The sequence below is a fragment of the Acidobacteriota bacterium genome (assembly GCA_028875575.1).
In the GTDB taxonomy this organism is placed as follows: Bacteria; Acidobacteriota; Terriglobia; order Versatilivoradales; family Versatilivoraceae; genus Versatilivorator.
The window spans coordinates 68,594-95,316 of record JAPPDF010000097.1 but is presented as its reverse complement, the minus strand read 5'-3'; the positions used below and the strand labels follow the sequence as shown (position 1 = coordinate 95,316).

Sequence of the window (26,723 nt, the reverse complement as noted above, 5' to 3'; positions counted from 1 at the left end):
GCCAGCACAAGGCTTCCGGTAGAACTCTATCACTCCCCCCTTGAGGGGGAGTCGGCGAGGCAAACGCGGCGTCCCTTCGACCAGGCCGCAGCATGCAGCCGAGCCGGAGGGGGGCCAACGCGGCGCCCCGAAAGCGAAGCCCGCAGTCGAACCGGTGGGGGGAACGGAACTAGCAAGGTCGTCAGATAGGAGAGTCAACCCGCCATCGAGCCGGTGGAGGGGCGGTCTCCGAGGTTCGTTAGAGGCCCCTGTTTCACTCTCGTATGATCCGCCCGCCAGGCCAGGGGCGGCACTTATCTGAAACAATTGAGGGCATCCCCAGAGGCCAAAAAAGAGCAATCCGCGAAGCTCCTCTAAGGACATGGAGAAGGCTCGAGAGGGATCGGCCAACGGTCAGGAAGGACGAATTTTGAGTGGAAAAATATTGATCCCCATACGCTGAGGTACTTCCATCCCGCCGGAGTCTTCGAGCCCGATTGCTTCTGCTTCGGGAAACATGCTACATTGGTTCAGTTGTCTACGACCGACCCCGCAGGCGATCACACCGCAAGGAAAACATCCGTGCCAATCAGGAAAATCATTCTGGCCAACCCCAGGGGGTTCTGTGCCGGGGTGGTCCGCGCCATCGAAGTGGTGGAGCAGGCGTTGGATCTTCTCGCTCCGCCCATCTACGTCTTCCACGAGATCGTCCACAACAGCCACGTGGTGGAGCGTCTCGGCGGCCGTGGGGTCGTCTTCGTGAACCACCTGGAGGAGATCCCGGACGGTTCCATCTGCATCTTCAGCGCCCACGGGGTTTCACCGGCTGTCCGCCAATTGGCCGAACACAAACAGCTTCGGGTGGTCGACGCCACCTGTCCCCTGGTCACCAAGGTCCACTTGGAAGCCATTCGGTTTACCCGGGAGGGATACTCCCTGATTCTGATCGGCCATCCCGGCCACGACGAGGTCGAAGGGACTATGGGCGAAGCCCCCATGCATCTGGTCAGTTCCGTCCAGGATGTCGAAGACCTGCAGGTCTCCAATCCCGACAAGGTAGTCTATCTGACCCAGACCACACTCAGCCTGGACGATACGGCTCAGATCGTCGAGGCCTTGCGAGCCCGCTATCCTCGACTGACCTCCCCTCCCAAGGACGATATCTGCTACGCCACCCAGAACCGCCAGAACGCCGTGAAGGACGTGGCCAGACACGTGGACCTCATGCTGGTGGTGGGATCCTCCAACAGCTCCAATTCCCAGCGCCTTACCGAGGCCGCACATGCGGCCGGCGTCCCTGCCTACCTGGTGAACGACGAAACCGAGATTCGGCCCGAGTGGCTGGAAGGGGCCGAGGTGGTGGGAGTGACCGCCGGGGCTTCGGCCCCTGAAGAGATTGTCCTGCAGGTGGTGGACCGTCTGAGTTCCTCCCGGGCTGTCCAGGTGGAGGGGCTGGAACTGGAGGATGAACGCGTCCACTTCGCCATCCCCCAGGAGCTGGTTCAGATCGCGGCCCAATGAGCGGTGCGGTCTCCACAGGCTCGCGACTGTTTTGACGGCGCCACCTCGTTTCGGCCAATCCCCAAGACAGGCAAAATTCAATCGGGCGGACCGGTCGTGGCCGGCTCTCTCCACGGAGGGGAAATTTCGATGAATCGCGGCGAAACCCTTCACATCCTGGCCGCGTCGGGCAGTTCCCGGCCCGGCAACTACACCCGCAGGGTGCTGGCGCTGGCGGTCGACGAACTGCAAATCAGGCACCAAGTCCAGGTGGACCTGATCGATCTCTCCACCAGCGATTTTCCCTTCCCGGGGCAGGGCCCGTCCCAGGCTACCCACAGGGCGCAGGACCTGGTCAAGGGGGCTGCCGGGATTCTGTTGGCTACCCCTGAATACCACGGCAGCTACAGCAGCGCCATGAAGCGGTTCATCGAGAACCTGGGATTCCCCTCCACCCTGGCCGGCAAGCCGGTGGCCCTGCTGGGAGCCGCGGCCGGCCAGATCGGCGCGGTCAAGGCGCTGGAGCACCTGGGCAGCGTCTGCTCCCACGTGGGAGCCTTTGTTCTGCCGGGACCGGTTTCGGTCGCCCGGGTCCAAAAGGTCTTCGACGGGGAAGGCCGGTGCCTGGATGCGGCCATCGAAAAGCGGATTCGGGGTCTGGCTACCCACCTGATGGACTACATCGACAACCGCAGCTGTCCACGCGCAACCCTGGAGCAATCGGTGCGCGGTGCCCGCACGGAACGGACCCTCCAGTCATCCTCCTGAACGATAGAGTTAACCCGCATTTCTCACCAGGGGGCGTGATCATGGCGCAGGCATTTTTCCCTCAGCGCGTGCTCGGGAGCGAAGAGCGTAGCGGTCACTACGGTCGAGCGAGCATGGATGCGCTGAGGGGAAAAGGACAAGCCAGGGCACGCCCAGCACCGTGTGCAGGCTGAAGACTCCATACAAAGCGGCACAAGATGTTAAACACGAATACTTTACTACCGTAGGCTCAGCGGCCTGGTGAGATATGCGGGTTAAAGGTCCGGCGCTGGCCGGGATGCGATTACCCGCCGGAATCGATGGGGATTTGCGGACGCTCGGGATGGGGCCAGTCCAGGTGGAAGCGGGCGCCCCGAGGTTGGTCGATTCGTTCGTAGGTGTGGGCGCCGAAATAGTCGCGCTGGCCCTGCAGGAGATTGGCGGGAAGGGACTCGGAGCGGTAGCCGTCGTAGTAGGCCAAGGCCGACATGAAGGCCGGAGCCGGCAGCCCCGCCCGGGCCGCCAGGCTGACCACCTCGCGCCAATGCTCCTGCCCCTCCCGGATCTGCCCCTCGAAATAGGGATCCAGCATCAGGTTGACCAGCTCGGTATCGCGAGTGTAGGCCTCGGTGATCTTTTGCAGGAAGCGGGCGCGAATGATGCACCCGCCCCTCCAAATCCTGGCGATGGAGGCGAAGTCCAACTTCCAGCGGTACTCCACCTGGGCCTGGCGCATGAGCTGAAAACCCTGGGCGTAGGCGCAGATCTTGGAGCAGTAGAGGGCGTCGCGGACGGCGGCAATCAGTTCGCGGCGGTCGCCCCGGTAGCTGAAGGCGGGACCCGACAGTTGCGTGGAAGCTTCCACGCGCTCGCTCTTGAGAGCGCTGAGGTAGCGGGCAAATACGGCTTCGGCAATGGAATTGGCCGGAATTCCCATGTCCAGGGCGTTCCCGCTGGTCCACTTTCCCGTGCCCTTGTGCTGAGCCGCATCCAGGATGCGATCCACCAGGAACCCGCCGCGGTCGGCAGGATCGGGCTGGCGCAGGATTTCCGCCGTGATCTGGATCAGATAGGAATCCAGATCCCCCTGGTTCCAGTCGGTAAAGATGGCCGCCAGCTCATTCGACTTCAAGTCCAGCAGCTTCTTGAGGAGAAAGTAGGCTTCGGAGATGAGTTGCATGTCCACGTACTCGATGCCGTTGTGGATCATCTTGACATAGTGACCCGCTCCGTTCTCCCCGATGTAGCTGGTGCAGGGCACACCGCCCCGGACGGGCTTTCCGGGTTCTGCCGTCTCCATGGGCCTGCCGCTGGTCTCGTCCACCTTGGCCGCAATACTGTTCCAGATCGGCTCCAGGTGCTTCCAGGCCGAGGCTTGCCCTCCAGGCATGAGCGAGGGTCCGAAGCGGGCTCCCAACTCCCCTCCCGACACTCCCGACCCGAAAAAGAGGCAGTGGCCCGAATATTCCCGTTCCCGGCGGATGGTGTCGGTCCAAAGGCTGTTGCCGCAATCCACCACCAGGTCGTCGCATTCGATGCCCGCCTCCAGGAGCTGTGAGATCACCCGGTCCACCGCCGGCCCCGCCTTGACCAGAATAATCACTTTCCGCGGTTTCTTGAGGGCTGCCGCAAAGTCCGCCAGCGTGGCGCAGGCCACCAGCCCGCCGGGAGTCTCGGGATTGTCGACCACGAACCGTTCCATGACCGATCGCGTGCGGTTGTAGACTGCCACCCTGAAACCGTGGTCGGCCATGTTCAGGGCCAGATTCTGGCCCATTACGGCCAGACCGATCAGCCCCACGTCCGCGCCAGCGCTTTGAGCCATGCGATGCTTTCTTTTCGGGAAAAAGGACAGGAGTGCGACGGCAGGACTATTGCGTAACTACATGGTCTCCGAACCGGCAGCCCGCCCCTGGTCCACGCTCAACTCGTCCTTGGAGATCTTGTGGACGCTCTTGGGGTTGAAGGTCTGGCGGGTTCCGACTCTGAGAGCCACCTCGATCCGACCGCCCGTCAATACGAAGAACTGCAGGAGGTATCCTCCCCCTTCCATCACTTCCACCTGGTATTCGTCCGCGGGCGTTCCACCCAACGCGGCCGCAAGTTGCGCCTGAAACTCGGGAGCCTGGGCCACCCTGCCGGGTAGAGCCATGATCAAGGTGCCCGGGTCTTCCCGGAGAAGTTCCCGGATCCGTTCCCGAATATCAGCCATCCGGAAAATCAGGCTGCCGGCGAATTCGACTTCATCGTCGGGCGCCTCGGCCGGTGGCCGGATGCCCCAGGTGATGTGATGGATGAAAGGGTTTCCGTACCCCTGGTCCATCATGCGGCTATAGCCGGTCTCGTCCAGGGGATGAACCACGGCGATGTGGTCGGGCCAGCCCTTTTCCCGCGCCGGGCTGACTTCCGGCAGCGAGGCCGCCACGTTGATGTAGTCGCAGCCGTCCACCGGGGAGGGATAGCAGCGATTGTCCGATCCGACCACGTACCCCCGGCTTCTCAGCGGCTCCGCCAACAGGCGGGGCGGCTCCGAGAAGATCGCGTAGTGGTCGGGGTGATCCATCAAGGGGATCCCCGCGCCCAGCAGCCGATCGCCGACTTCCCTGGCCTCCCGCAACCGCTCGGCCGCGTTGGGGATGGCCATTGTCTCTTCAAATCCCTCGGGCAGGGTCACACGGGTTTCCATAGTCCGTCTCATCGATCAGTCTCTCTGTATCCCTTGATGAATATCTCTTCCCCCGAGACATCGCCGACGGCCCGGCGAGAAATACAGACTAGGACCAGAGATCGAGCACCGGCTGGCCCTTGACCAGTTCCCGGGGCTGTTCCAGGTGGTTGAGCACTTCCATTTCGGGATTGATCCCCAGGGTGAAATAGACGGTCGCCAGGAGATCGTTGGGGTGGACCGGCTTGTCCTTGGGCGCGGAACCGGTCTCGTCCGAGGCCCCATACAGCTGGCCTCCCGGAATTCCGGCCCCGGCAATGACGGCGGTGTAGCAGTAGGGCCAGTGGTCCCGGCCGTCGGGGGCGTTGGTGTTGCCCGAAGTGCTCACGCCCAGGCGAGGCGATCTGCCGAATTCTCCCACGGCCACCACCAGCGTCTCTTCCAGCAGGCCGCGCTCGTGCATGTCTTCCAGCAGCGCCGAGAGGGCCCGGTCCAACTTGGGACAGTGAAGGTTGCGCAAGGGCTTGAAGTTGGAGGCGTGGGTGTCCCAGGCATCCACCTCGGGATTGCCGTTGGCTACGGCCGGCCAGTTCAACTGGACGAAGCGGGTTCCGGCTTCCACCAGTCGGCGGGCCAGCAGGGCCCCCTGGCCGAAGGTGGTTCGGCCGTAACGGTCTCGCATCTGGCTGGACTCCTTGTCCAGATCGAAGGCATCTCGAGCCTTGCCGGAAAGCACCAGGTCGAAGGCCTTTTCGTAGTACTCTCCCAGGGCGTGCTTGCCCACCGCCTTTTCCAGCTCCGGCATGGACTGGTTGAGCCCCTTCAGCAGCGTGTAGCGGTCCTTCAGCCGCTGCTCCGAAACTTCCTTGCGCAGCGTCAGGTCATCCAGGTTGATGGACTCATTGGGATCCTGGTAGAGACGATAGGGGTCGTAGGCCTTGCCCAGAAAGCCGGCGGCTCCCCCCTTGCCGATCACGCTGGATTCCTGCAAGGGACGGGTCAGCTCCACAAAGGGCAGAACCGGCTCATCCGGCGGAATCATCTTGGAAACGTGCGAGCCGGCCGTGGGAAAGTCGGCCGGAGAGGGGGGCTCGAGCTGACCCGAGGGAGCCACTTTGTCGGGAGGGTAGCCCGTCAGCATCTGGTAGATGGCCGCGGTGTGGTTGAAGAGACCCTTGGGGGTATAGCTCATGGAGCGGATCAAGGTGCACTTGTCCACCTGGTCGGCCAGCAGGGGCATGGTCTCGCTGAGCTGGATACCGGGAACCTTGGTCTTGATCGGATTGAACTCGCCACGGACGTTGGAGGGAGCATCGGGCTTGGGATCCCAGATGTCGAGATGGCTGGGACCTCCCTGCAGGAAGAGCAGCACCACGTGCTTGGCCGCGCCAAATCCCCGGACTCCGGCGTACCTGGCCGCCAGGTCGGGGGTGGAGGCCGCCTGCGCTTTTTGCATGGCCAGGAAATGAGGCAACCCGAGACCGAATAAACCCACGGATCCGACCCGCAGAAACTCCCTGCGGGTGGGTCCATCGCAGAAACTGCCGCCGCGGCCTGGAATCACTAACATTTTGTCCCTCCTTCCGAAAACGCTTGCTTGTATTTACGGATGATCATACCGGTTCAACGGTTAAAGAGAAAGCCATTGCTGTTGAGCAGCGCCCACAACAGATCCTGAGCGCCGGCAGCCCGGCTTTCGGAATGATTCAGATGGTTCACACCGACCTGCATTTCCTGAGGGGTCGGCGAGCGACTCACGGTAGCCAGGTGGAGATTCTCGATGAGTTGTCGGTCCGACTTTCCTTGCTGGATGAGGGTGGCGATTCGGCCCTCGGGAGCGGAGACGGCATCGGCCAAGGTAGGGCCGTTCACCAGATTGAGGGCATGAGACAGGCTGACGTCGCTGCGGCGCTCGCACTCGCAGGGCTCTTCCCGTTGCGGGCGTCCGAACAGGTCCAGGAAGCCGCCCTTGCCCACGTGGGGATCGGGGACCTGCACCGCGCTGTAGTCTTCCGGCATTTCGGGAAGTTCGAAACGGACCCCGGTCGCCAGGGCGATGGCATCGGCCAGGGGCTCGGCGCCCAGACGGCGGGGGATCTGGTGGGAGAAGTTGCGATCGTCATGCCGGTTCCACGGGTTGGTGCGGAAGGTGGTCTGGTAGACGCGGGAATTGGTGATGGTCCTCATCAGGTGCTGCAGATCGAAGTCGTGCTTTTCGAAATCCTTGGCCAAGGCTTCCAGCAACGCCTCGTTGACGGGGGGATTGGAGGCGCGGATATCGTCCACCGGACTGATAATCCCCCGGTGGAAGAAGTAGCTCCAGACACGGTTCACGATGGCCCGGGCAAAGAAAGGATTCTCCCTCGAAGTAAGCCACTCGACCAGGGCCGGCCGGCGGTCTCCCTCGGCCGCCGCGGGTATGGATGGCGGGGTGCCGGACGCAACCAGAAACCGGGGATTCACCACTCGCCCGTCCTTGGGGTGCTTCAACTCGTTTTCGACCCGCTTGAGATAGACCACTTCCTCGCCGCTTTCGAATCCCGGCCGCACCCCGATAGCAGAGAAGAAGGCAGCCATTTCGAAATACTGGTTCTGGGTCCACTTTTCAAAGGGATGGTCGTGGCACTGGGCACAGACCATCCGAACCCCCAGAAAGAGCTGGGTGGTGGTCTCCATGGCGGCTGTGGGGCCACGAGCCGAGAGAAAGAAGTTGGCCGCCGGATTCTCGAAGGTGCTCCCCTTGGAGGTGAGCAGTTCTTGAACCAGCTCGTCGTAGGGCTTGTTGTCGGCAATGGACTGGCGCAGCCACTCGCGGAAGGCCCACATGCCCTTGTAGCTCATGAACTTGCGATTGCTGCGCAGCAGATCGCCCCACTTCAGGGTCCAGTAGTCGGCGTAGGCCTGGCTGCGGATCAGCTCATCGATGGCGCGGGAACGCTTCCGGTGGGTCTCGGTCGGATCCTGAACAAAGGTTCGAATCCGCTCCGGCTCAGGGGTCTTGCCGGTCAGATCCAGGCTGACCCGGCGCAGGAACTCGGCGTCCTCGGCCAGCGCTGAGGGTTGTATCCTGAGCCGCTTCAGCTTACTGTCGACCCGTTCATCGATATAGTTGTACTGGGGCAAGGCCGCCCAGACGAACCCGGTCCGGGGGTTGAGAACGGTCACGGGAACCATCTCGAACTGACCCTCGTATCGAACCATTAGGGTCGACTCTCCGCTACGGATGCCCTTCACCCCGCTCCCCTCCACGGCCACCGCCTCCCCGTTGCTGCTACCGAGGTGGGACTCCCGGGTCACGTCCCGGCTCGATCCGTCCGCGTAGCGGGCCACCACCACCACCTGCTGGCTGCGCCCCGGGGCGTGCATGAAGATCTCCCCCGGATGGACCTTGAGCTCCACCACCCGGTCCGACTTGGGATCGCCAAAGGGAACCTCCTGATCGATCCATTCCAGGATGGCGTTGTAGTAGGAAGAACCCGGCTTCAACCGCAATCCGCCTCCGTGGGCGACCTGCTGGGTGGGCTTGGCCAGCATCAGGCTCTGAGGCGGGTCGGCTCGATTGAAGCGCCGGCCGGACATCTCGAAGAGAAGCGCCTGATAGTCGAACTCAGCATCATAGCCCCGCAGGGAGAGCTTGAAACCGTTCTTGCCCTTGGCTGCCCCGTGGCAGACGCCCTGCGAACATCCCACCTTGTTCATGATGGGCAGGACGTCCCGCAGAAAAGTGGTCCTTGTGGCACCGGGTGAGGCGTCTACCCGCACGTCGATCTCGGCCGAATGTCCGCCGGCCCGAACCGTCACCCGGGTCTCTCCTTCCTCCACCGCCCGCAGATAACTGTCCGGTCCCAACTCGACGATCCCGCCTTGCGACTCGATCCGGGCCGTTTCCGTCAAGTCCAGCCGCTCGCCGTCGACGGAGATACCGGTGACCAGGATTCTGCGCAATTCTCCCGGCCTGCTGAAAACCAGACCGCCGGGCCGGACTTGCAGCTCGCGGATTTCAGCCGGCGGCGCGGTCGAACCGTCACCGTCCGTCAGACCCGTGCCGGCAAATGTCAGCATGAGGCTGCCCACCCAAAGACAGGTCGTTATCGGCTTTGAAACCATGAAACGCTTACCTCTCGATCGGGAGAACCCTGGCAGTATCCTCCCCGGCTGAAACCACGATTTTGGAGCGCAGAGGAGCAATGCTGTAGGGAACCTTTTCCTTTTCTCTCCCCGCCAACATGGAGGAGGAAGTGATCTCGAACTCATACTCACCGGGAGTGGCCGAGTCTTCCGCCCGGCACTCCACTCGAAATACGTCTTCATCGGCGGGAACTTCCAGCGGGGGACAGGACACACCCTGTGGAAAGTTTTCCGGCCGGATGCTCACCGGCTGCTTGAAGGCCGGTTCCCGTTCAACCCTGCCCAGCAGTTCCCCGTCCCCACCCGGACTCAACCCGATCCCTTCGCCCGCCAGGCTCAGGCGGTATCCCGGCACCACGTCAACTGTCATGACCCTTGAGTAAACAGTGGCCGGGGTGCCATCCACGTCCAGCGGACCGGACAGAACCAAGTTGAACTTCAGGACAGGCGTTCCCACCGTGGTGCCGATCCTCAGCCATCCCTCGCTGATGTACCTGGCGCCGACCTCGCCCACCCTCGTGTTCACTTCTCGAGATCCGGGCGTACTGGCGACAACCCTTTCCGGGGGGCGAAGACCGGGCACGGCACTCTCGAACTTCCACGGCAACTGAGTCTGCATTCCCTGGACCAGCCGGATAGTCTCGGGGCCCTCCACCTTCAGGGCGGCCAGGGGGGAATTGGAGACCATGGCCGGGAGCTCCATCCCCAGCCAGTGGGCCACGAAGGGGGCCTGATCGTCCCGGTTGTTGGGATCGGGCCGTCCGGTTCCCCGGCTGCTTTGAACCTGGGTGATCAACCCGGGACCTCTCGCCCTCCGGCGCAGCCGTGTGCCGTTTTCCAGGACCGCCTCTCCCCAGACGGACAATTCTCTCAGCCTCAGCGCCGCACCCTTGCGGGCAGTGACAGTCAGCAGGCCGGAACCGGAACGGGCCCTCTCGCCCTGCACCAGGGAGGCGGTCGGAACCAGCCCGCCTTCGACCACCAGGTCTTCTCCGGCGTCCGCAATGCTGAGCTGTATTTCTCCCAGGTACCCCCTGCGCTGAATGTTGACCTCAACCGCCGCTGTCCCTTCGGCCGGAATATTAAGATAGGGCGTCGCCAGGCTCAGCACGAAATCGGCCGCCTGCCGGCGCGCCATGAGCCGGTAGCCGAACAGCGGACCTCCCCGCTCCACCAGGTCCTCCACCGCCACCAGCAACTCTCGCACTCCCTCGGGCACTTTCACTCTGAGAAACGGGTCGGAACTGGTCCTCAACCCGCGCAGCACTGCCGAGAAGACGGCAACTTCCGGAATGTCGTCCCCCGCCGAGGCCAGCCGATTCCCCTCGGCATCGGAGGCGGTCAATCTGCCGTAGAGGCGCGAGGTCCCCAATCCACCTGCCTCCAACTGGATCATCCACTCCTCTCCGGGGTTGACGGCCAGGCGATAACGGTCCACCTCTCCAGGCTTCTCTATGCGTCCGTTGACCACGGTTCCGGGCTCGAGACTCGCCTCGGCGCCAGCGGGAGGCTCCATAGTCTCCGGAAGATCGGCCACCGCAAACAGGAGCGGGAGGCTCCCCGGGGGGCCCGGCACCGGCACCGTGGCGAAATCGGCCGCGGGTCCGACCCGGCTCAAGTCCACCGTCAATTCCCTGGATCCCCTGAGGTTGCCGCCCACCAGCCGGACCGGGACCTTTTCACCTCTCCTCCCTCCCAGGGGAAAGAGTCCGGCGGCGTAGGCGAACTCCCCGATCTTCAACCGGTAGAAGTTCTGTTCCTGCTCACTGAATCGTGCGTCGTGCAGCATCAGGTAGTAGCGGCCCGATTCGGGCAAGGAGACGTCCAACCGGCAGTCCACGCCCAGGCCTTGGGTATCGTTGGAGGTGGCGATCTGCTTCTTCTCGGCCGTCAACAGCCGGATGACCGGATCCAGCGCCGAACCAGCCCTCCGGGCTTCCACCTCGATCACCAGGCGTTGCCCTTTACGGCCCTCGAAGCGGTAGACATCCCGGTCGGGTCCGGAGAGCGTTCCGTTAACCGTGGCCGGAAGCTCGAGCGCCTGGCTCCCTTCCACGGAATTGTTCAAGGCCTGGTGGACCGGTTGGCGGGACTCTTCTTCGGAAACTTCCGGCAGGGCGCCCACGCTGAACAGCAGCGCGTTGGACAACCCCTCGGGAGAGCGAAGCCTCAGGGTGTAGAGCCCCACCGGCGTTTCGCCCGGCAACTCCACCAGGAAGGGCCGTTTTTCCTCCGCCTTGCCCGCCGAGGCCCCCTGAGCGGATGAGGTCAGGGGAGTGAATGTGCCCGGCAGGTTGGAGACGATCTCGGCTGCCTGGAGGTGACGTCCGACCAGAGTGAGGGTGAAGGCGGTTCCCCGCTGGGCTCCGGGCGGATCCAGCCGCTTCAGGGCCGGGCCGGCGCCCAGGGCCGAAGACGCCAGAACCCCAAGCATCAGGATCCCGAGCAGGCCGGTTCTCCGGCAAGCCCTCCAGCCACGTCGGTGGTTCTTTATCATCCTCTTCTCCCTACCCGCCAAGTCCTCGGAACTATGGGCCGGAGGCCGCCATCTCCGCTTTCATCGGAACCGGAACAAAGTCCCGCAACAGCTTTCCCGAGGCCACCTCGTGGATCCGAACCCGTCCTTCGAACCCCGCCATGGCCAACTCCCGGCCTCCCGGGTGGAAGGCGAGGGTGTAGATCCCGGCCTCGTGCCCGGTGCAGGCCGCCAGACGTTCGCCACTCTCCACGTCATAAATAGCGGCCTCGGCTCCTGCCCCGGCTACCGCCAGCCTCTGCCCGTCGGCGCTGAACTCCAGGGCAAAAATTTCTCCGGACTGGCGTTCGAAGGCGCGAATCAAGGTGCCTTCCTGGCCCGCAAAGATCTTCTTGGGCCGATCCATATGGTAGTAGTAGGGGATTCGCTCCTCGCCGCCAACCACCACCCGGTCCCGGCTGGGATGGCGGGTCACGGCCGCCAGTTCCTTCCTCAGTTTATTGAGGTTCTCGATGAAGGCTCCGGACTCGGCATGCATCAACTTGGCGGCGAAATCCCGTCCCACCGAGACGATACGCTTGCCATCCATGCCGAAGCGCGTCCCCAGGACCCAGTTTTCGTGGTGGTTGGTTTTCAGCAATTCCTTCCCCGATGCCACATCATGGATTCGGACGGTGCTGTCGGAGCATCCGAAGGCCACTCGAGACCCGTCGGGTGAGAGGGACACCCCGAAGAGAGTGTCCTGACAGACAGTGACCGAGCGTTTCAACTTGCGTGAGGCGACGTCCCAGAACTGAAGCTCGCCGAAACGGGCCGGCGTCCCACCCCCCGCCACCAGGGTTTTTCCATCGGGGGTAAAGGCCAGCGACTGGATGCGATCGGAGAGCCCCACCAGGCGGCCTTCCAGTCCGCTGCCGTCGGAGCGGTGCAGCAGAACCTCCCGGTACCCCGAAACGGCCAGCAGAGAACCGTCCGGCGAGTAGGTCAGGGCCGTAATCACGGGAGGCGAGGTGTAGACGGGCGGCTCATTCTGCGAAACCCTGCCGAGCTCGACGGGAGTGTCGTCGGGGGCGCCTGCTTTCACCCAGGCTCGAAACTTGTCGATGATTTCCCGGCCCAGCGGCGGACCGCCCAGCGGCATCAGGGGCGGACGCCTGTCTTCCATCATGGCGATCAGAAGGCTTCTCTCCGGATCTCCCGGGACCAGGCCCGGACCGCTGTGCCCTCCCCGGAGAAGCGTCCGGTACTGCGTCAGGTCGAGATGCCCCTGCATGATGGCCGGCTGGTGGCAGCCCTGGCAGTGCTGCTGGATCACGGGCCGGATGTCCCGGTAGTAGCTGGGGACGGCCTCGGGCTGTTTCTCTTCGGGCTCCTCGGCTCCAATGGCGACCGGAACCGCCGCCCAGGCAAGCAGAAATACCCCCAAGGCTTTCATGGAAAACGACCGACCATAGCCTGTCATCGGCAGACGACCTGTAGGTTGAATGATTTCGGATGGAGACGTGTTCACCCTGCCGCAATGATAGGACTTCCGCCACTCTCCCGTCAAGGCGGGACCGGGCAGCGGGACGTTTGCCGGGAATGGCCACAAAAGGCACAAAATCACAAATTGTGCCTTTTGTGTCTAGACAGCAGTATTCACCAAGTCGCACCCGATATTGAAAAAGGACAACGTTTCCTACCTGCTCTCTGCAAAGAGGTATTCCGGAAATTCAACAACGTCCCCTCCCGGCTTGCGCGGGCATCTCATCGTGCTAGACTCGAGCCACCGAATATGACCGTCATCACCGCGAATCTCCGACTGGCCCGAGAACTCCAGCAGGAATACGACCGCGAACAAGAGGCCGCAGGCCGGTCGTCCTGGCCGACGCCCGGCATCCTGCCCTTGTCGGCGTGGCTGTCCGAAATGTGGAGGGAGTGGCTGTTTTCCGGACAGGCGAAGACCGCCGCACGCCCCCTCCGTCCTGCCGAGGAACGGGCGATCTGGGAAGACATCATCCCTTCCGGCCCTGAAGACGGGCTGCTCGAGGTCCCCAGAACCGCCGAAGCGGCTCTGACCTCATGGAGTCTTGTGTGCACCTGGAATCTTCCCCTGGACGCCTCGGAGTGGAGAGACCAGGAAGATTCCGAAACCTTCCTGGGTTGGGTCGAGGAGTTTCGTCACCGCTGCCGCCGGAACGGGTGGTTGTCAGGCGCCGAACTTCCGGCATTGGTAGCGGATCTCATCGAACGGAGAGAGCTCCCGGTCCCCAAGCAAGTGGAATTTGCAGGCTTTCTCGAGCCAACGCCCGCTCAGCAGCGCCTGTTCGACTGCCTGTCACAACGCGGGACGGAAGTTCGGCAGCGCGAAATCCCCCAAGCCGCCGGCAGGGCCGTGCGCCTGGGCCTGGTCGATGCTGCTCGTGAGATCGGCGCCGCCGCCCAATGGGCGCGCCGAATTCTGGAAAGCGAACCGGAGGCCGCATCCCCCGATTTTCGAATCGGCGTCGTCGTTCCCGAATTGGGCGGGCGCCGCAGCCAGGTTGAGCGGATTTTCGGTGAAACCCTGCATCCCCGCTCCCGGGCGCGGCAGGACCTCGACCCGAGGCGGCTGTTCAACATCTCTCTGGGACTGCCCGCCAGCGGGTATCCCATAATTGACACGGCATTCCTCCTGCTTGGAACCGACCCCTGGAAGGTTCCGATCGAGAACGCCGGCCGACTCCTGCGATCCCCGTTTCTGCAGAGTTCCGACGAGGAACTGACCGGACGCGCCCTGCTCGACGTCGAATTGCGTTCCATGGGAGAGCCTTACGTTTCGTTGAGAGACGTCATCCGGTTGGCCCGCGGCGGCGATGGCTCCCGGCAGTGTCCCGAGCTCGCGTCCCGGTTGACGGCCTGGACGGAGCAGTACCAGGCCCTGCAGACCAGTCGGATGCCCAGCGACTGGCCTCCAGCCTTGTCCCGATTCCTGCAGGCGGTCGGGTGGCCGGGAGACCGCGGTATCGACAGTGCGGAGTACCAGACGCTTGAAGTCTGGAGAGAACTGCTCTCCGAACTGGCCAGGCTCGACCGAGTCTGCGGGAACATCTCCCTGGGTGCGGCCATCGGCAGGTTGAGACAACTGGCTTCCAGCAGGCAGTTTCAGCCGGAGTCCGAGCCGGCGCCTGTCCAGATTCTGGGTTTGTTGGAGGCCTCCGGCCTGCGCTTCGACCGGCTCTGGATCATGGGGATGCACGACAACGCCTGGCCGGCGGCCCCGTCTCCCGATCCGTTCCTGCCGTTTAGCCTGCAACGGCGTTTCAACCTGCCCCGCTCGTCCCCGGACCGCGAACTGGAGTTTGCCGGGACCCTCACGGCCCGCCTCCTGTCGAGCGCTCCAACCGTGATCGTCAGCCATCCCCGGCGGAAAGGCGATTCGGATTTGAGAGTCAGTCCGCTCCTGACTGCATTGCCGGAAGTCGTCGAGGCCGACCTGGGGCTTGCAGCTTCAGCAGGCTACCCGGAACTGCTTCGGCGCTCCTCCCGGATGGAGACCGTCCAGGACCACCGCGCCCCGCCCTGCGGCGACGTCCCGTTCCGGGCCGGAACCTTCCTGTTCAAACTGCAAGCGGCCTGTCCCTTCAGGGCGTTTGCCGAGTTGCGCCTGGCAGCAAGAGCTCCGGACGATCCCGAGCCCGGCTTGAACGCTCTGGACCGCGGCCAACTGGTTCATGGCATTCTCGAGCGAGTCTGGGAGCAGTTGCGATCTCACCAGGCATTGGTGACGATCGGTGAGAAAGAACTGGCGGAACTGGTGCGCTCCCAGGCCGGTTCCGAGATTCGGGAGTTTGCCAGATTCCGACGGATCCTGCGAAATACACGGTTTGCGGCCATTGAACAGAAACGGTTGGAACGCGTCATTGGGCAGTGGCTCGTCCTCGAGAAACAACGGCAGGCGTTTACCATGCTCGAACAGGAAGAGGGGCGGCGGGTGACCCTGGGCGGCCTCCGGATGAACATCCGCGCCGACCGCGTGGACCGACTCGAAAGCGGAGAACTGGTCATTCTGGACTACAAGACCGGCGAGTGCCGGCCTTCGGACTGGGACGGCCCCAGACCCGATGAACCGCAACTGCCCATTTACGCCGCAACCGCCGGAGCTCCGGTGGCAGGGGTTTTCTTCGGCAGCCTCAAGACCGGGGCCTTCGGCTTTCGAGGCCTGGCCGGCTCCGCGGGGATCGTTCCCGACGTCAAGGTGCCCGATGAACAGCCACCCCTGGAAGAGACCATTGAAGAGTGGCGGGAGGTCCTGGATCGGCTGGGTCGAGGCTTCAGAGCGGGGGAGGCCGTGGTCGACCCCAAGGACCCCCGCAAGACCTGCCGGCATTGCGCATTGCCCGCGCTCTGCCGAATCGGACAGGCTCCGGCCGAGCCCGAGGGCGGCCATGATTGACCGGACCCAGGACCGGCAGCAGCGTCTGCAGGCGCTCGACCCCTCACAGTCGTTCATCGTTCAGGCGCCCGCGGGATCCGGAAAAACCGAGTTGCTCATCCAGCGGTTCCTGACGCTGCTGGGGCAGGTCGAGCAACCCGAGGCCGTGGTCGCCATCACCTTTACGCAGAAGGCGGCCGCGGAGATGCGCCACCGGGTCATCTCCGCAATCCAGAGAGCCCCCGGACAGCAGCCCGCCGCGCCGCATGAAGCCCACACCTGGAAATTGGCGCAGGCAGCCTTGGCGCAGAACGACAAACTGAACTGGCGCCTGACCGAACATCCCTCCCGCCTTCGCATTCAAACCATCGATTCTCTATGCGCCCTGCTGGTCAGGCAGATGCCCTGGGTATCCCGCATGGGTGCCTCGCTCGGGCCCGAGGAAGACGCGGGGCGCCTCTACCTTGCGGCGGCGCGCCGAACGCTGGCCATGCTGGAAACTGACCGGACAGCGGCTGACGATTCCGCAGCCTTGTCGCGACTCCTCGCGCACCTCGACAACGACATCGCAACAGTCGAGCAGTTGGTGAGCACCATGCTGGGGAACCGTGACCAGTGGCTGCGACACGTGGTCGGACAGCCGCCACCGGCCCAGTTGCGCGAGGAACTGGAGCGTTCTCTCGAGCGGGTGGTGGAGCGCGCTCTCGAACGGGTGCAGGCGGCATTCCCGGAGGGCTTCAGGGCGGAGACGGTCGCCCTGGCTCGCTTCGCCGCCGGGAACCTTCGAGAACTGAAGCGCGCCAGCGCTCTTGACGCTTGCTTCGAGCTGCAGGAATTTCCGGACGCTACCCTGCAGTCGCTGCCTCTTTGGCGGGGGCTGGCGGAAATGTTCCTGAGCCGACAGGGAGACCGCCGCCGGACCCTGAACAGGAACCAGGGGTTCCCCCCGACCTCTGCAGGGCGTGCCGCCAAGGAGGCCTGGCAAGGAATTGAACTCGACGAAAGCGCCGAGGCTTCGCTGCATGCCTTGCGGAAGCTGCCCTCGTCGCACTTCGAGGATGGGCAGTGGGAGGTGCTGGCCGCCCTGGTGCACCTATTGCCCGTGGCCGTCGGCCAGCTTCAACTCGTATTTCGGGAAGAAGGGGGCGTCGACTTCACCGAGGTGGCGATTCGTGCACGAAGGGCTCTGGGCACCGACGAGGTTCCCACCGCCCTTGCCTTTGCGCTCGACTGCCGAATCCATCACCTGCTGATCGACGAGTTTCAGGACACCTCCCAAAGCCAGTACGGCCTGCTGGCCCGACTCATCGGAGACTGGCAGCCAGGAGACGGACGCACGCTGTTTCTGGTTGGCGATCCCATGCAGTCGATCTACGGCTTTCGCGAGGCCGAGGTGGGACTGTTTCTGAGCGCTCGGGCAAACGGAATAGCCGCTGTCCGGCCGGAGCCACTGACGCTGTCACTGAATTTTCGCTCCAGTCCGGGAATCGTGGATTGGGTGAATCGAGCGCTGAGCGATGCCTTCCCGGAGACTGAAGACGTGTTGACCGGGGCCGTGACCTACGAACCCTCGGTGCCGTTCAAGGAGGACAGTCCCGGCAGGGCCGTTCGCCTGCATCCGTGTCTGACGGATGACCCGCGGCCCGAGGAGGCCCGGCGTGTCATCGAAATCATCGAGGAAGCCCGGCAAGAGAACCCGGACGGGACCATTGCCGTGCTGGTGCTGGCTCGCAGCCATTTGTTCCAAATCGTGGCCGCGCTACGCCAGAGCCAAAAGAAATTTCGTGCCGTGGAGATCGATGCCCTGGGCGAACGCCCGGTGGTTCAGGACCTGATGTCCCTCACGCAGGCGCTCCTGCATCCGGGGAACCGACTGGCCTGGTTGTCGATCCTGCGGGCGCCCTGGTGCGGTCTGAGGTTGGGGGACCTGGATGCGCTGGTGCGGGGCGATCCGACCGCCGCCGTCTGGGATCTGATGCGGGACCCTGCCAGACAGGAACGATTGTCTCCCGACGGCCGGACGCGGCTCCACCGCCTGATCCCTCATCTAGGGGATGCTCTGGCCCGGCGGGAGCGCCTGCCGGTCCGCCGCTGGGTGGAGAGCCTGTGGATCGCTCTGGGCGGTCCGGCCTGCCTTGAAACGCAGGCGGAACTCGAGGATGCCGCCGCCTGCCTGGACCTTCTGGAGCAGTCAACCGACGGCATGCGACTCCGCGACGAGACCCGGTTCGCCGAGGACGTCGCCCGCCTGTACGCTCCCTCCGACGTCGAAGCCGGCGAAGAACTGCAGTTGATGACCATTCACAAGGCCAAGGGGCTGGAGTTCGACACGGTAATCCTGCCGGGGTTGGGACGCCGAGCGCGGCACGACGATCCACGCCTGCTGCGCTGGACCGAGTACCCGGACGGTGATCGGTCCCGCCTGCTGCTGGCACCGATACCCGAGGCCGCGGGCGACAAGGACGCACTCTACGACTACCTCAAAAGCATTGACCGGCAGAAGCGGGTTCATGAGAATACGCGCCTCCTCTATGTGGCCGCCACCAGAGCCCGGAAGAGCCTGCATCTGCTGGGACACACCAGGCTCGATCCCGAAGAGCCCGGGTTGAGAGCGCCCGATTCGCGCTCGCTGCTGGCAAAGGTCTGGAAGACGGTCGAGCCGGAGTTCTCCCAGAGTCTGACGAACCCGGTCGTTGAGAAAGAAGATACGGTCGACACCGTCCCCCCGGAGCCTCCAGGCGTCCCTCTGCGGCGCCTGACTCCCGACTGGTCGCCGCCCCTTCCCCCGAAGGATGTGGTTTGGCAACCCGGAACACAGCCTCCCGGAACCGAGGACCCGGGGCCACGCCAACCGACGTTCGAGTGGGCAGGCGAGCTGCAGCGGCGAGTGGGAACGGTGGTCCACCGGATGCTTCAGCAACTGTGGGCGCCGGACCGTCTGCACTTCAGCAAGGAAACCCTCCGCGTCGCATTGAGGCAGGAGGGACTGGAGGGCGACAAGTTGGACGAGGCCCTTTCCCGAGCCGTTTCCGCTCTGACAAACACCGTCCAGGACGACCGCGGCCGCTGGATTCTTTCACTCCACCAGGACGACCGGAGAGAGTATGCACTCTCCACGGTGCTCCAAGGCAGCGTTCGTCGCCACGTCCTGGACCGGACCTTCGTGGCCGACGGCACACGGTGGATCATCGACTACAAGACGGGAACCCATACGGGCGGGTCCCCGGAAGACTTTCTCGACAATGAGCAGGCCCGCTACCGCACCCAGTTGGAAACCTACGGGAGCTTGATCCGGTCCATGGACTCCCGCCCCATTCGACTGGGTCTGTACTTCCCCATGCTCCAGGGCTGGCGGGAGTGGGTTTACCCGGGTTGACCGTGGGTTCACGCATCGCCGGGCCCACGCCCGGATAGCCAGCCGACAAATCTCACCAGAGTTTTCGGAAGAGCGTTCAGAGGGACAATCGATGCGTTTTGAGCGTTGCCTGTCAGGACTGAGGGCAACAGCTTGGAGGGAGAGTCGGAAGCGGGGCCTTCCGAGTGGTTCCGGCGGCGAGAGGTCGGCGCTGCCCGCATTCAGAAGTTCAGGACAAGACCGATGCCGAATCGGTAGCCGTAGGAGCCCCCCTGGCCGGCAGCCATGCCGGCAGACCGACCCTGGCGACGACGTTGGTAAACGATGCTCCCCCGGCCAGTTCAGCCCCGTGACCGCGATCGTCACCGTCGCTTCATTGCTCAGGGCACGGTGGCTGTCCTTTACCCGGTCGGTAAAGCGATACTCGTGAGATGTTCTGCTGCCGTCAGCGCTTCGAGCCGAAGGGATGGGTGCTCACTGGTCGTCTTCGGCCACCAAACGGTAGCCGACCCCGTGCACGTTGTGAATATAGGTGGGGACATTCGCGTGATCGCCAAGCTTACGGCGGAGATTCTTCACGAAAGTGCGCACCAGCCGAGCGCTGGCATACTCCCTACCGCTCCACACTTGGCGAATCAGGGAATCGTATGTCGTAACCCGTCCGGCGTTGATCGACAGGGTGCGGAGAAGTTCGTATTCGAGGGGTGTCAGTTGCACCGTCCGGCCGGCCACGGTCACCCGACGTATCTCGTAGTCGATCTCCAGATCCTCCAGATGGAAGGGTTTGGGCGTTGCGGCAAGCTTCCGCAGGGCAGCATGGACCCTCGCCGTCAACTCCCTCGCAGAGAAGGGCTTGACGATGTAGTCGGCGGCGCCCATCTCCAGGGCCCTGGCGATAGTGTCGTCTCTTCCGTAGGCGGAGATGAAGATGACCGGCAAATCGGCCAACTCGGGCAGGCTTTCCATCAGCTCGATGCCGTCGGTCTCGGGAAGCACCAGATCCAGCAGGACCAGTTCGGGCTTCTTCGTCTTGATCAGACGGGGCAGTTCCTGAGGGTCCCCGGTTACAAGCGGAGAGTAGCCCGCGGCAGAGAGCGCGTCGCGAACGAAGCGGAGCGTCAGCGGGTCGTCGTCCATTACAAGGATGCGCGTGCCCCCCTGTCCTTTCTCCGGTGAGCGCGAGGAACCGCGGGCGAAGCCGATAGTGACAGGACTGTCAGTCTCTTCGGCTACCGGAATAGTGAAAGTGAACCGCGCTCCCAGACCCGCTCCGCCGCTATCGGCCCGGATGCGGCCCCCGTGGGCTTCCACCAGACCCTTGCAAATGGCCAACCCCAGGCCCGCCCCCCTGGTGACGCCCTCGCCGCCTCCCACACGCACGTCCTTGCGGAATAGATGTGGCAACTGCTCCGGCGGTATGCCCTGACCTTCATCGGAGACCGAGATTGCCACGTATACGCCATCTTGCACGGCTGAGACCCGGATGGGAAAGGCTTCGGAAGAATGCCTCGACGCATTGGAAAAAAGGTTGTTGAGAACCTGGACGATGCGGAGCCGGTCGGCCAGAACTCGAGGCAAATCGGGCGGCAGGTCGATCAGGAGCGTGTGCTGGCCGCCACCGCTCTGGAAGGTTTTCCTGGCCTGTTCCACCAGGTTGGCCACCTCCGCCGGCTCCGTGGTTACCGACAGAGTACCCGCCTTGATATGTCCCGCATCCAGCAGGTCGCTGATCAGGCCCCGCATGTGATCAGCCTGTTGTTCGATGATGCGGAAAAACTGAAGTACCTCGGCAAGGCTCGGGGCGGGAGAGGCGTCCAGCACGGTGGCGGCCGAGCCCTTGATTGCGGCTAGCGGTGTCCGCAGTTCGTGACTCACAAGACTCAGAAACTCGGCTCGAGACCGCTCCAACTCGTCAAGCGGAGCCAGGTCCTGCAGGGTGACCACGACAGACTCGACCGCGCCGTCGGCCGCCTGTATCGGCGTCGAGTTGACCAACATGGTGACGCTCCGGCCGCTCGGGACCGTGAGCGTCATCTCCTCACCGCGCACGGTTTCGCCGCCGCTCAGTTGCTGCGCCAGCGGGAACTCCGCCAAGTTGACCTCCCGTCCGTCGGCACGGCGGCAGTTAATCATTCTCAGCAGCTCTTCGGGTGACTGACTCGTCATGTCCAAGGCCTGGACAACTCGCCGCACCTCCCGATTGATCGACACGGGCTTGCCGGTTCTGCCGTCGAAGACCACGACGCCCACCGGTGAGGTCTCGATCAGCGTCTCCAGGTCGGCCCGCGCCCGCCGCTCGTCGCGGTGCGTACGGGCGTTGGCGATCGCGGCCGCGGCCTGGGAGGCGAACAGCACCAGCATCTCCTCGTCGCCGCTGGTGAACTCCCGGCCGCCTTCCTTGCCGGCGAGGAAGAAGTTGCCGACGTAGTCGTCCCCATGCCGTATCGGCGTGACCTGCAGCGTCTTCGACCGCATCAGGTCCGACGAGAAGCCGAGCGCCCGGACGTAGGTGGGCAGGTCTGTCAGCCGAAGTGGCGCGTCGAGCTCGCGAAAGTGCGCGAACAGCCGCGGTCCGTCCGTCCAGGCAACCATCTGTTCTTGTTCCTCGGGCGTGAAGCCGGAAGTGACGAACTCCTGGACCCTTCCGGCTTCGTCGCCGGTGGTGATCACGCCGTATTGGGCTCCGGTCAGGGCGCAGCCACTGTCGACCACTTCCTGCAACACGGTGTCGAGATCGAGGCTGACGCTGATGCGCAGGACGGCGGCGCTCAGTCTGGAGACGCGCTCCTGGAGCGCCTCGATCTGACGCCTCAGTTCATCGGAACGATTCATTTCTCAGCCCTGCCATAGGCCAGCCACGTGCGATCTGTTCCTTCTGCACCGTTACAACGATGCACAAGCCGCTTGCCCCCTGATTGGCGCGGTCTTGACACCATAGTTTGCCCCGCGCCCCCCTCCTTCACTCCAAAGATGTCCTTGCCGAAGCTTCGCGAGAGCAGTTCGCGGTCGCCCGACCGGGATCCCGATTGGCCGCTCCAGGTTTTTGCTGCGCTGACGGAATCGAAGCGTTTCCGGGTCATTGCGACGGTGTCCTTTTTGGCAATTGAACCTTTTGCAAAACTGGGCAACCAGTGGGATCTTGTTGTTTTCAGAGGTACGGGAGGATGGGTGAGTGGGGGGACAAGACCACTCTCTGTTGTATCAGGAACGAGCCTAAACCACAGGATGAATGGAGAATGAACTTACCCCTCAGACAAACGCTATCACGACATCGGTTCACGTTTCAACGGGAGTTGTTCCCCTGGCTGGAGGAGACCGTGGGGGCGCTCGGGGAGTGCTACCGGCAACTGGTGCGGGTGTTGGAACCGGTGCAGCCCAAGGAGTTGAGCCGTCTAGAGAAGCAGGCCTCGATGACGTTGGAGCAGATACTGGAGGAGTTGCCCAATACCTGCGGCGTGGGCGTCAAGTCCACCGGGAAGGGGTATCTGGGGAGATGGACCGGCGACGAGCCAACTTTGCGGTTGCGACCAAGGATCTCGACCGGATCCTGGCGGATTTCCTCCCGCAGTCTGTCGGACCATGCGGGGCGCTTCTCGACAGCGAGAAGCCACTTGGGTGATTTCCTCCGCTCATCGAGAGGCACGATCTCAAGCCGGCCGCCGCGGCACAGAGCTTCGAGGGTGTCGAGGCCGGGGTAGGAGTTGCGGCGCATATTGCGGACCCTGTCGACGCTGCGTGCGGCACGCAATGACGGCTGGCGGTCAGATACTCTAGCCCGAGTTTCTCACCAGGGGGCGTGATCCTGGCACAGTAATTTTCCCCTCAGCGCGTGCTCGTGAGCGAAGAGCGTAGCGGTTTCTACGGTCGAGCGAGCATGTGCGCGCTGAGGGGAATAGGACAAGCCAGGGGCCGATCATGGCCGGCAAGTCGGCGATGACGTCGATGGCCTTGCCAAGCATGTCGGAGTTCTAGAGGTGACCGGGACCGAGCCCTCTACGCTGCCGCCTCTTCGGTCGACGGAGCCGATTCCGGAGACCACCACTTCGGTCGCCTGACACACTTCCCAGGTCAAGTCGCTCTCACCTTCCTGCAAAATCACCGAGGTCGTGGCGGAAACCCTTCAAGCAACGTCACTTCAACCGTCTGGGTCACCTCACGTCTGGGATTGCGGGCAGTCAGCGTGTAGGTGGTGGTTTCGGTTGGATTGACGGTCACGCTGCCGCCCTTGGGGTCGACCGAGCCGATTCCCGAGATCTCCACCTCGGTCGCGTTCAGCACGTCCCAGTCCAGAGTGACTTCCGTGCCCAGGCCAGGGAAGATCTGACTGGGTTTGGCCGTAAAGCTAAGGATCGTGATTTCGGAATCAACCGTCACTTCCACGGTCTGAGTCACCTCACGTCTGGGATTGCGGGCGGTCAGCGTGTAGGTGGTGGTTTCGGTTGGATTGACGGTCACGCTGCCGCCCTTGGGGTCGACCGAGCCGATTCCCGAGATCTCCACCTCGGTCGCGTTCAGCACGTCCCAGTCCAGAGTGACTTCCGTGCCCAGGCCAGGGAAGATCTGACTGGGTTTGGCCGTAAAGCTAAGGATCGTGATTTCGGAATCAACCGTCACTTCCACGGTCTGAGTCACCTCACGTCTGGGATTGCGGGCGGTCAGCGTGTAGGTGGTGGTTTCGGTTGGATTGACGGTCACGCTGCCGCCCTTGGGGTCGACCGAGCCGATTCCCGAGATCTCCACCTCGGTCGCGTTCAGCACGTCCCAGTGCAGAGTGGTCTTCTCACCGATTCGGATGTGAATCGGCTCGGCCGTGAATCCCTTGATCGTGATATGGGAATCAACCGTCACTTCCACGGTCCGTTTCACCTCCCGTTTGGGATTACGGGCAATCAGCGTGTAGGTGGTGGTTTCGGTCGGACTGACGGTCAGGCTGCCGCTTCTGGGGTCGACGGGACCGATTCCGGAGATCTCCACCTCGGTTGCGTAGAGGACGTCCCAGTGCAGAGTGGTCTTTTCACCGATTCGGATGTGAATCGGCTCGGCCGTGAATCCCTTGATCGTGATATGGGAATCAACCGTCACTTCCACGGTCCGTTTCACCTCCCGTTTGGGATTACGGGCAATCAGCGTGTAGGTGGTGGTTTCGGTCGGACTGACGGTCAGGCTGCCGCTTCTGGGGTCGACGGGACCGATTCCGGAGATCTCCACCTCGGTTGCGTTCAGGACATCCCAGTCCAGAGTGGTTTTCTCACCGATTCGGATGTGAATCGGCTCGGCCGTGAAGCTCTTGATCGTGATCCGGGAATCAGCCGTGCTGACCATCACGCTGTCTGTACCCACTCCACCGTGATCGTCCTTGACAGTCAGGCGAAAGTGATAGGTTTGCCTCTCTTCGGCCGTGAAGCTGGTCTGAGAGGAGGTCACGGAGGCGAGAGCCACGACAGGGCCACTGACCTGTTCCCAGATAAAGGTAATGGGATCGTCGTCCGGGTCGTAGGAAGCCGAGCCATCGAGCATGATGGCGCCGGAGTCGACGCCGACTTGGTCCGGCCCCGCGTCGGCCACCGGAAGATCATTGCCCGTCCGGACGGTGCGCGTATGCACCTCATAGCGGACCTTGGGGACGTTGACAGGCACGGGGCCCTCGGTCCTGGCGTAGTTTTTCGGGTTCAGCCATTTGCCGAACTCAAGGCCAACCGTAAAGCTTGCCCTGTTGCTGCTGGAGATCAGAGTCTCGTTGATGCCGCTGGCGAGAGTAACGGCAATATGGTCGGTGATCGGATGAACATAGCGAATGCTTCCGCCGACGCTGTTGCTGTCGAAGCGGCGGAACTGGGTCGCGAAATCGCCTTCGAACCAGGAATCTCCCCATGCGCCAATGGCTGTCGAGACGCCCAGTTGATCCACAATGCTCAGGAAAGTCTCTTCGACTCGGTTCTGGCCCAGGAAACGGCTATTCAGGATGGCGCCGTCGAGGAACCCCTTGGTCCCGAACAGTCCCACCCGGCCCTGAGAGAAGAGGTAGTCGAGGGTCCCGGCGGCCTGGCCGAGGGACCCGCCGTGGCTGAATTCTTGGAACTTTACGTATTTGAAGCTCGAGAAGACCCCCGCTTGCATCGGTCCGAAGCGGTTGACGATCCCCAGATCGAACTGCCCCTCGTTCCGGCGGAAGCCGTGCCTGAAGTCGCCCTGAGCCTGGACGGCATGACGCCCGCCGAACGGTAGGAACACCTGACCTTGGGCTCCCACGGTCAGGTTGCCGTCTGGCGAGGCGGGTCCTGCCATCAGATTGTAGCGCGCGAATTTGTCGGAGGGCTTCGGGGTCTCCTCACCGATCATTTGGCGCACTCGGCCCTCGGTGACAGGCTTAGGCGCGGCAGCCACCTCGGTTCCCAGCACCTGCTGTGCTTGCTTGAGTTTGTCGAAGTCGGCTTTGAGGGATTGGTGTTTATCCTCGAGTTTCTGGTATTGGTCCTTGAGATCCTCCAGCACCGCCAGGATCCGATCGAGTTTCTTCATCTCCTTTAGAATCTGATCGCAACATCCTTCCTGAGCGTTCCGCCCTTTTCCGATCGACACGATCGCTTCCTGGACTCCCTGATCGCTGACCACTCGACCTGCCCCGTCAGTGACCGTGATCTCGACGCGGCGGTTCATCCAGCGACCCGACCGCAGTGTGTTGTCGGCGGCTGGCCGCCGCTCACCGTGGGCTCCTATCTCGATCTGCTCCGTCGTTGCTCCGTACTTGACAAGAAAATCCCGCACCGCCTCGGCGCGTCTGCGACCCAGATTCATGTTGTAGCCGGCCGGACCGATGCTGTCAGCGTGGCCCTCCAGTCTGACGCGGTAGTCAGGGTGCTGCTCCAGCAGTTCAGCCAGGCGCAGCAGGCTGGGGAACCCGTCGGTGAGGACCGACCGGCTAGTCGCGAAGTTGATCTCTTCCCAATCACCGGTTTTTTGCTGGAGCTGTTGACTGACCGACGGCGTTGCTGAAAGGCAGATGGCAGCGCAAAGATACAGCAGTTGTTTGCCCATCAAACCAAGGCTGTACACGGAGATATTGGACCGATCGTGTCCCGGCCCCGCTTTGTCAAATGATTTCGTTTCAAGCAATTTTTTTCCCATGTGTCTGTCGTGCCGACCTTTCTGAGTTCAGTTCGGTGGGTGGATGCCCGCGGTTAAGTTGTTTTCAAGGGTGCGGTTTAAACCGGTTGCGACGAGTCAAGGGATGCCTAGGATACTTCATCCGACGTTCGACAGCGCAAGCGATAGCTTACGCTCCGAGTCTCACGGTAGCAACTTGGTGCAAGCCCCATGAAGCGACTCTTGAAGCTGGTGGAGGGTGAATTCTTATGGAAAAACTCGCTTCGCCAACACCCTGTGCCTACCCATTGCTCCCACCTCGAAGGCTAATTAACTCCGTCAAACCCCCTGAAAATTCAGCTTGTGTGAAGACTTCGGGAAGTTTTGAACCCATAGA

At 63.0% G+C, this 26,723-nt stretch carries 13 protein-coding genes; 4 read left to right on the top strand and 9 right to left on the bottom strand.

Translation table 11 applies throughout. The features are described from left to right. The first annotated feature begins 561 nt into the window (after positions 1-561). Complete coding sequence (ispH, locus tag OXI69_16550) at positions 562-1,500, top strand: 4-hydroxy-3-methylbut-2-enyl diphosphate reductase (GenBank protein MDE2667754.1); 939 nt, start codon at positions 562-564, stop codon at positions 1,498-1,500. A gap of 129 nt (positions 1,501-1,629) precedes the next feature. Further along, positions 1,630-2,247: an NAD(P)H-dependent oxidoreductase gene (locus OXI69_16545; protein MDE2667753.1), complete on the top strand. Its 618-nt coding sequence runs from the start codon at positions 1,630-1,632 to the stop codon at positions 2,245-2,247. A gap of 283 nt (positions 2,248-2,530) precedes the next feature. Here the strand turns inward: OXI69_16545 and gndA are convergent, their stop codons facing one another. The 6 genes from gndA to OXI69_16515 form a co-directional block, all read right to left on the bottom strand. Next, complete coding sequence (gene gndA / locus OXI69_16540) at positions 2,531-4,051, bottom strand: NADP-dependent phosphogluconate dehydrogenase (GenBank protein MDE2667752.1); 1,521 nt, start codon at positions 4,049-4,051, stop codon at positions 2,531-2,533. 57 nt (positions 4,052-4,108) lie between these two features. Beyond that, entirely contained in the window at positions 4,109-4,924 is an 816-nt protein-coding gene (locus tag OXI69_16535) for a hypothetical protein (GenBank protein ID MDE2667751.1), read from the bottom strand. 76 nt (positions 4,925-5,000) lie between these two features. Beyond that, positions 5,001-6,461, bottom strand: coding sequence for a DUF1501 domain-containing protein (locus tag OXI69_16530; GenBank protein ID MDE2667750.1), 1,461 nt, complete (start codon positions 6,459-6,461; stop codon positions 5,001-5,003). A gap of 53 nt (positions 6,462-6,514) precedes the next feature. Continuing rightward, a complete protein-coding gene (locus tag OXI69_16525; protein ID MDE2667749.1) occupies positions 6,515-8,953 on the bottom strand; it encodes a DUF1549 and DUF1553 domain-containing protein in 2,439 nt (812 codons plus the stop codon). A gap of 52 nt (positions 8,954-9,005) precedes the next feature. Further along, the gene (locus tag OXI69_16520) at positions 9,006-11,516 is read right to left on the bottom strand and encodes a PPC domain-containing protein (GenBank protein ID MDE2667748.1); all 2,511 of its coding nucleotides are present in this window, start codon (positions 11,514-11,516) and stop codon (positions 9,006-9,008) included. A gap of 31 nt (positions 11,517-11,547) precedes the next feature. Continuing rightward, positions 11,548-12,930 (bottom strand): hypothetical protein, encoded by a 1,383-nt coding sequence (locus OXI69_16515; protein ID MDE2667747.1) that lies wholly within the window; start codon positions 12,928-12,930, stop codon positions 11,548-11,550. Positions 12,931-13,269: 339 nt separating this feature from the next. Between OXI69_16515 and OXI69_16510 the strand changes: the two genes are divergently transcribed. Both OXI69_16510 and OXI69_16505 read left to right on the top strand, forming a co-directional pair. After that, the gene (locus OXI69_16510; protein ID MDE2667746.1) at positions 13,270-15,909 is read left to right on the top strand and encodes a PD-(D/E)XK nuclease family protein; all 2,640 of its coding nucleotides are present in this window, start codon (positions 13,270-13,272) and stop codon (positions 15,907-15,909) included. Continuing rightward, complete coding sequence (locus OXI69_16505) at positions 15,902-19,264, top strand: UvrD-helicase domain-containing protein (GenBank protein ID MDE2667745.1); 3,363 nt, start codon at positions 15,902-15,904, stop codon at positions 19,262-19,264. The genes OXI69_16510 and OXI69_16505 overlap by 8 nt, the downstream gene beginning before the upstream one ends. Positions 19,265-19,717: 453 nt before the next feature. On the opposite strand, the gene OXI69_16500 is transcribed toward OXI69_16505, so the two are convergent. The 3 genes from OXI69_16500 to OXI69_16490 all read right to left on the bottom strand — a co-directional run bounded on the left by OXI69_16500 (position 19,718) and on the right by OXI69_16490 (position 26,278). After that, positions 19,718-22,075: a response regulator gene (locus OXI69_16500; GenBank protein MDE2667744.1), complete on the bottom strand. Its 2,358-nt coding sequence runs from the start codon at positions 22,073-22,075 to the stop codon at positions 19,718-19,720. A gap of 505 nt (positions 22,076-22,580) precedes the next feature. Next, complete coding sequence (locus tag OXI69_16495; protein MDE2667743.1) at positions 22,581-22,991, bottom strand: hypothetical protein; 411 nt, start codon at positions 22,989-22,991, stop codon at positions 22,581-22,583. A gap of 347 nt (positions 22,992-23,338) precedes the next feature. Next, positions 23,339-26,278, bottom strand: a complete 2,940-nt coding sequence (locus OXI69_16490; GenBank protein ID MDE2667742.1) for an OmpA family protein — start codon at positions 26,276-26,278, stop codon at positions 23,339-23,341. Positions 26,279-26,723: the final 445 nt, after the last annotated feature.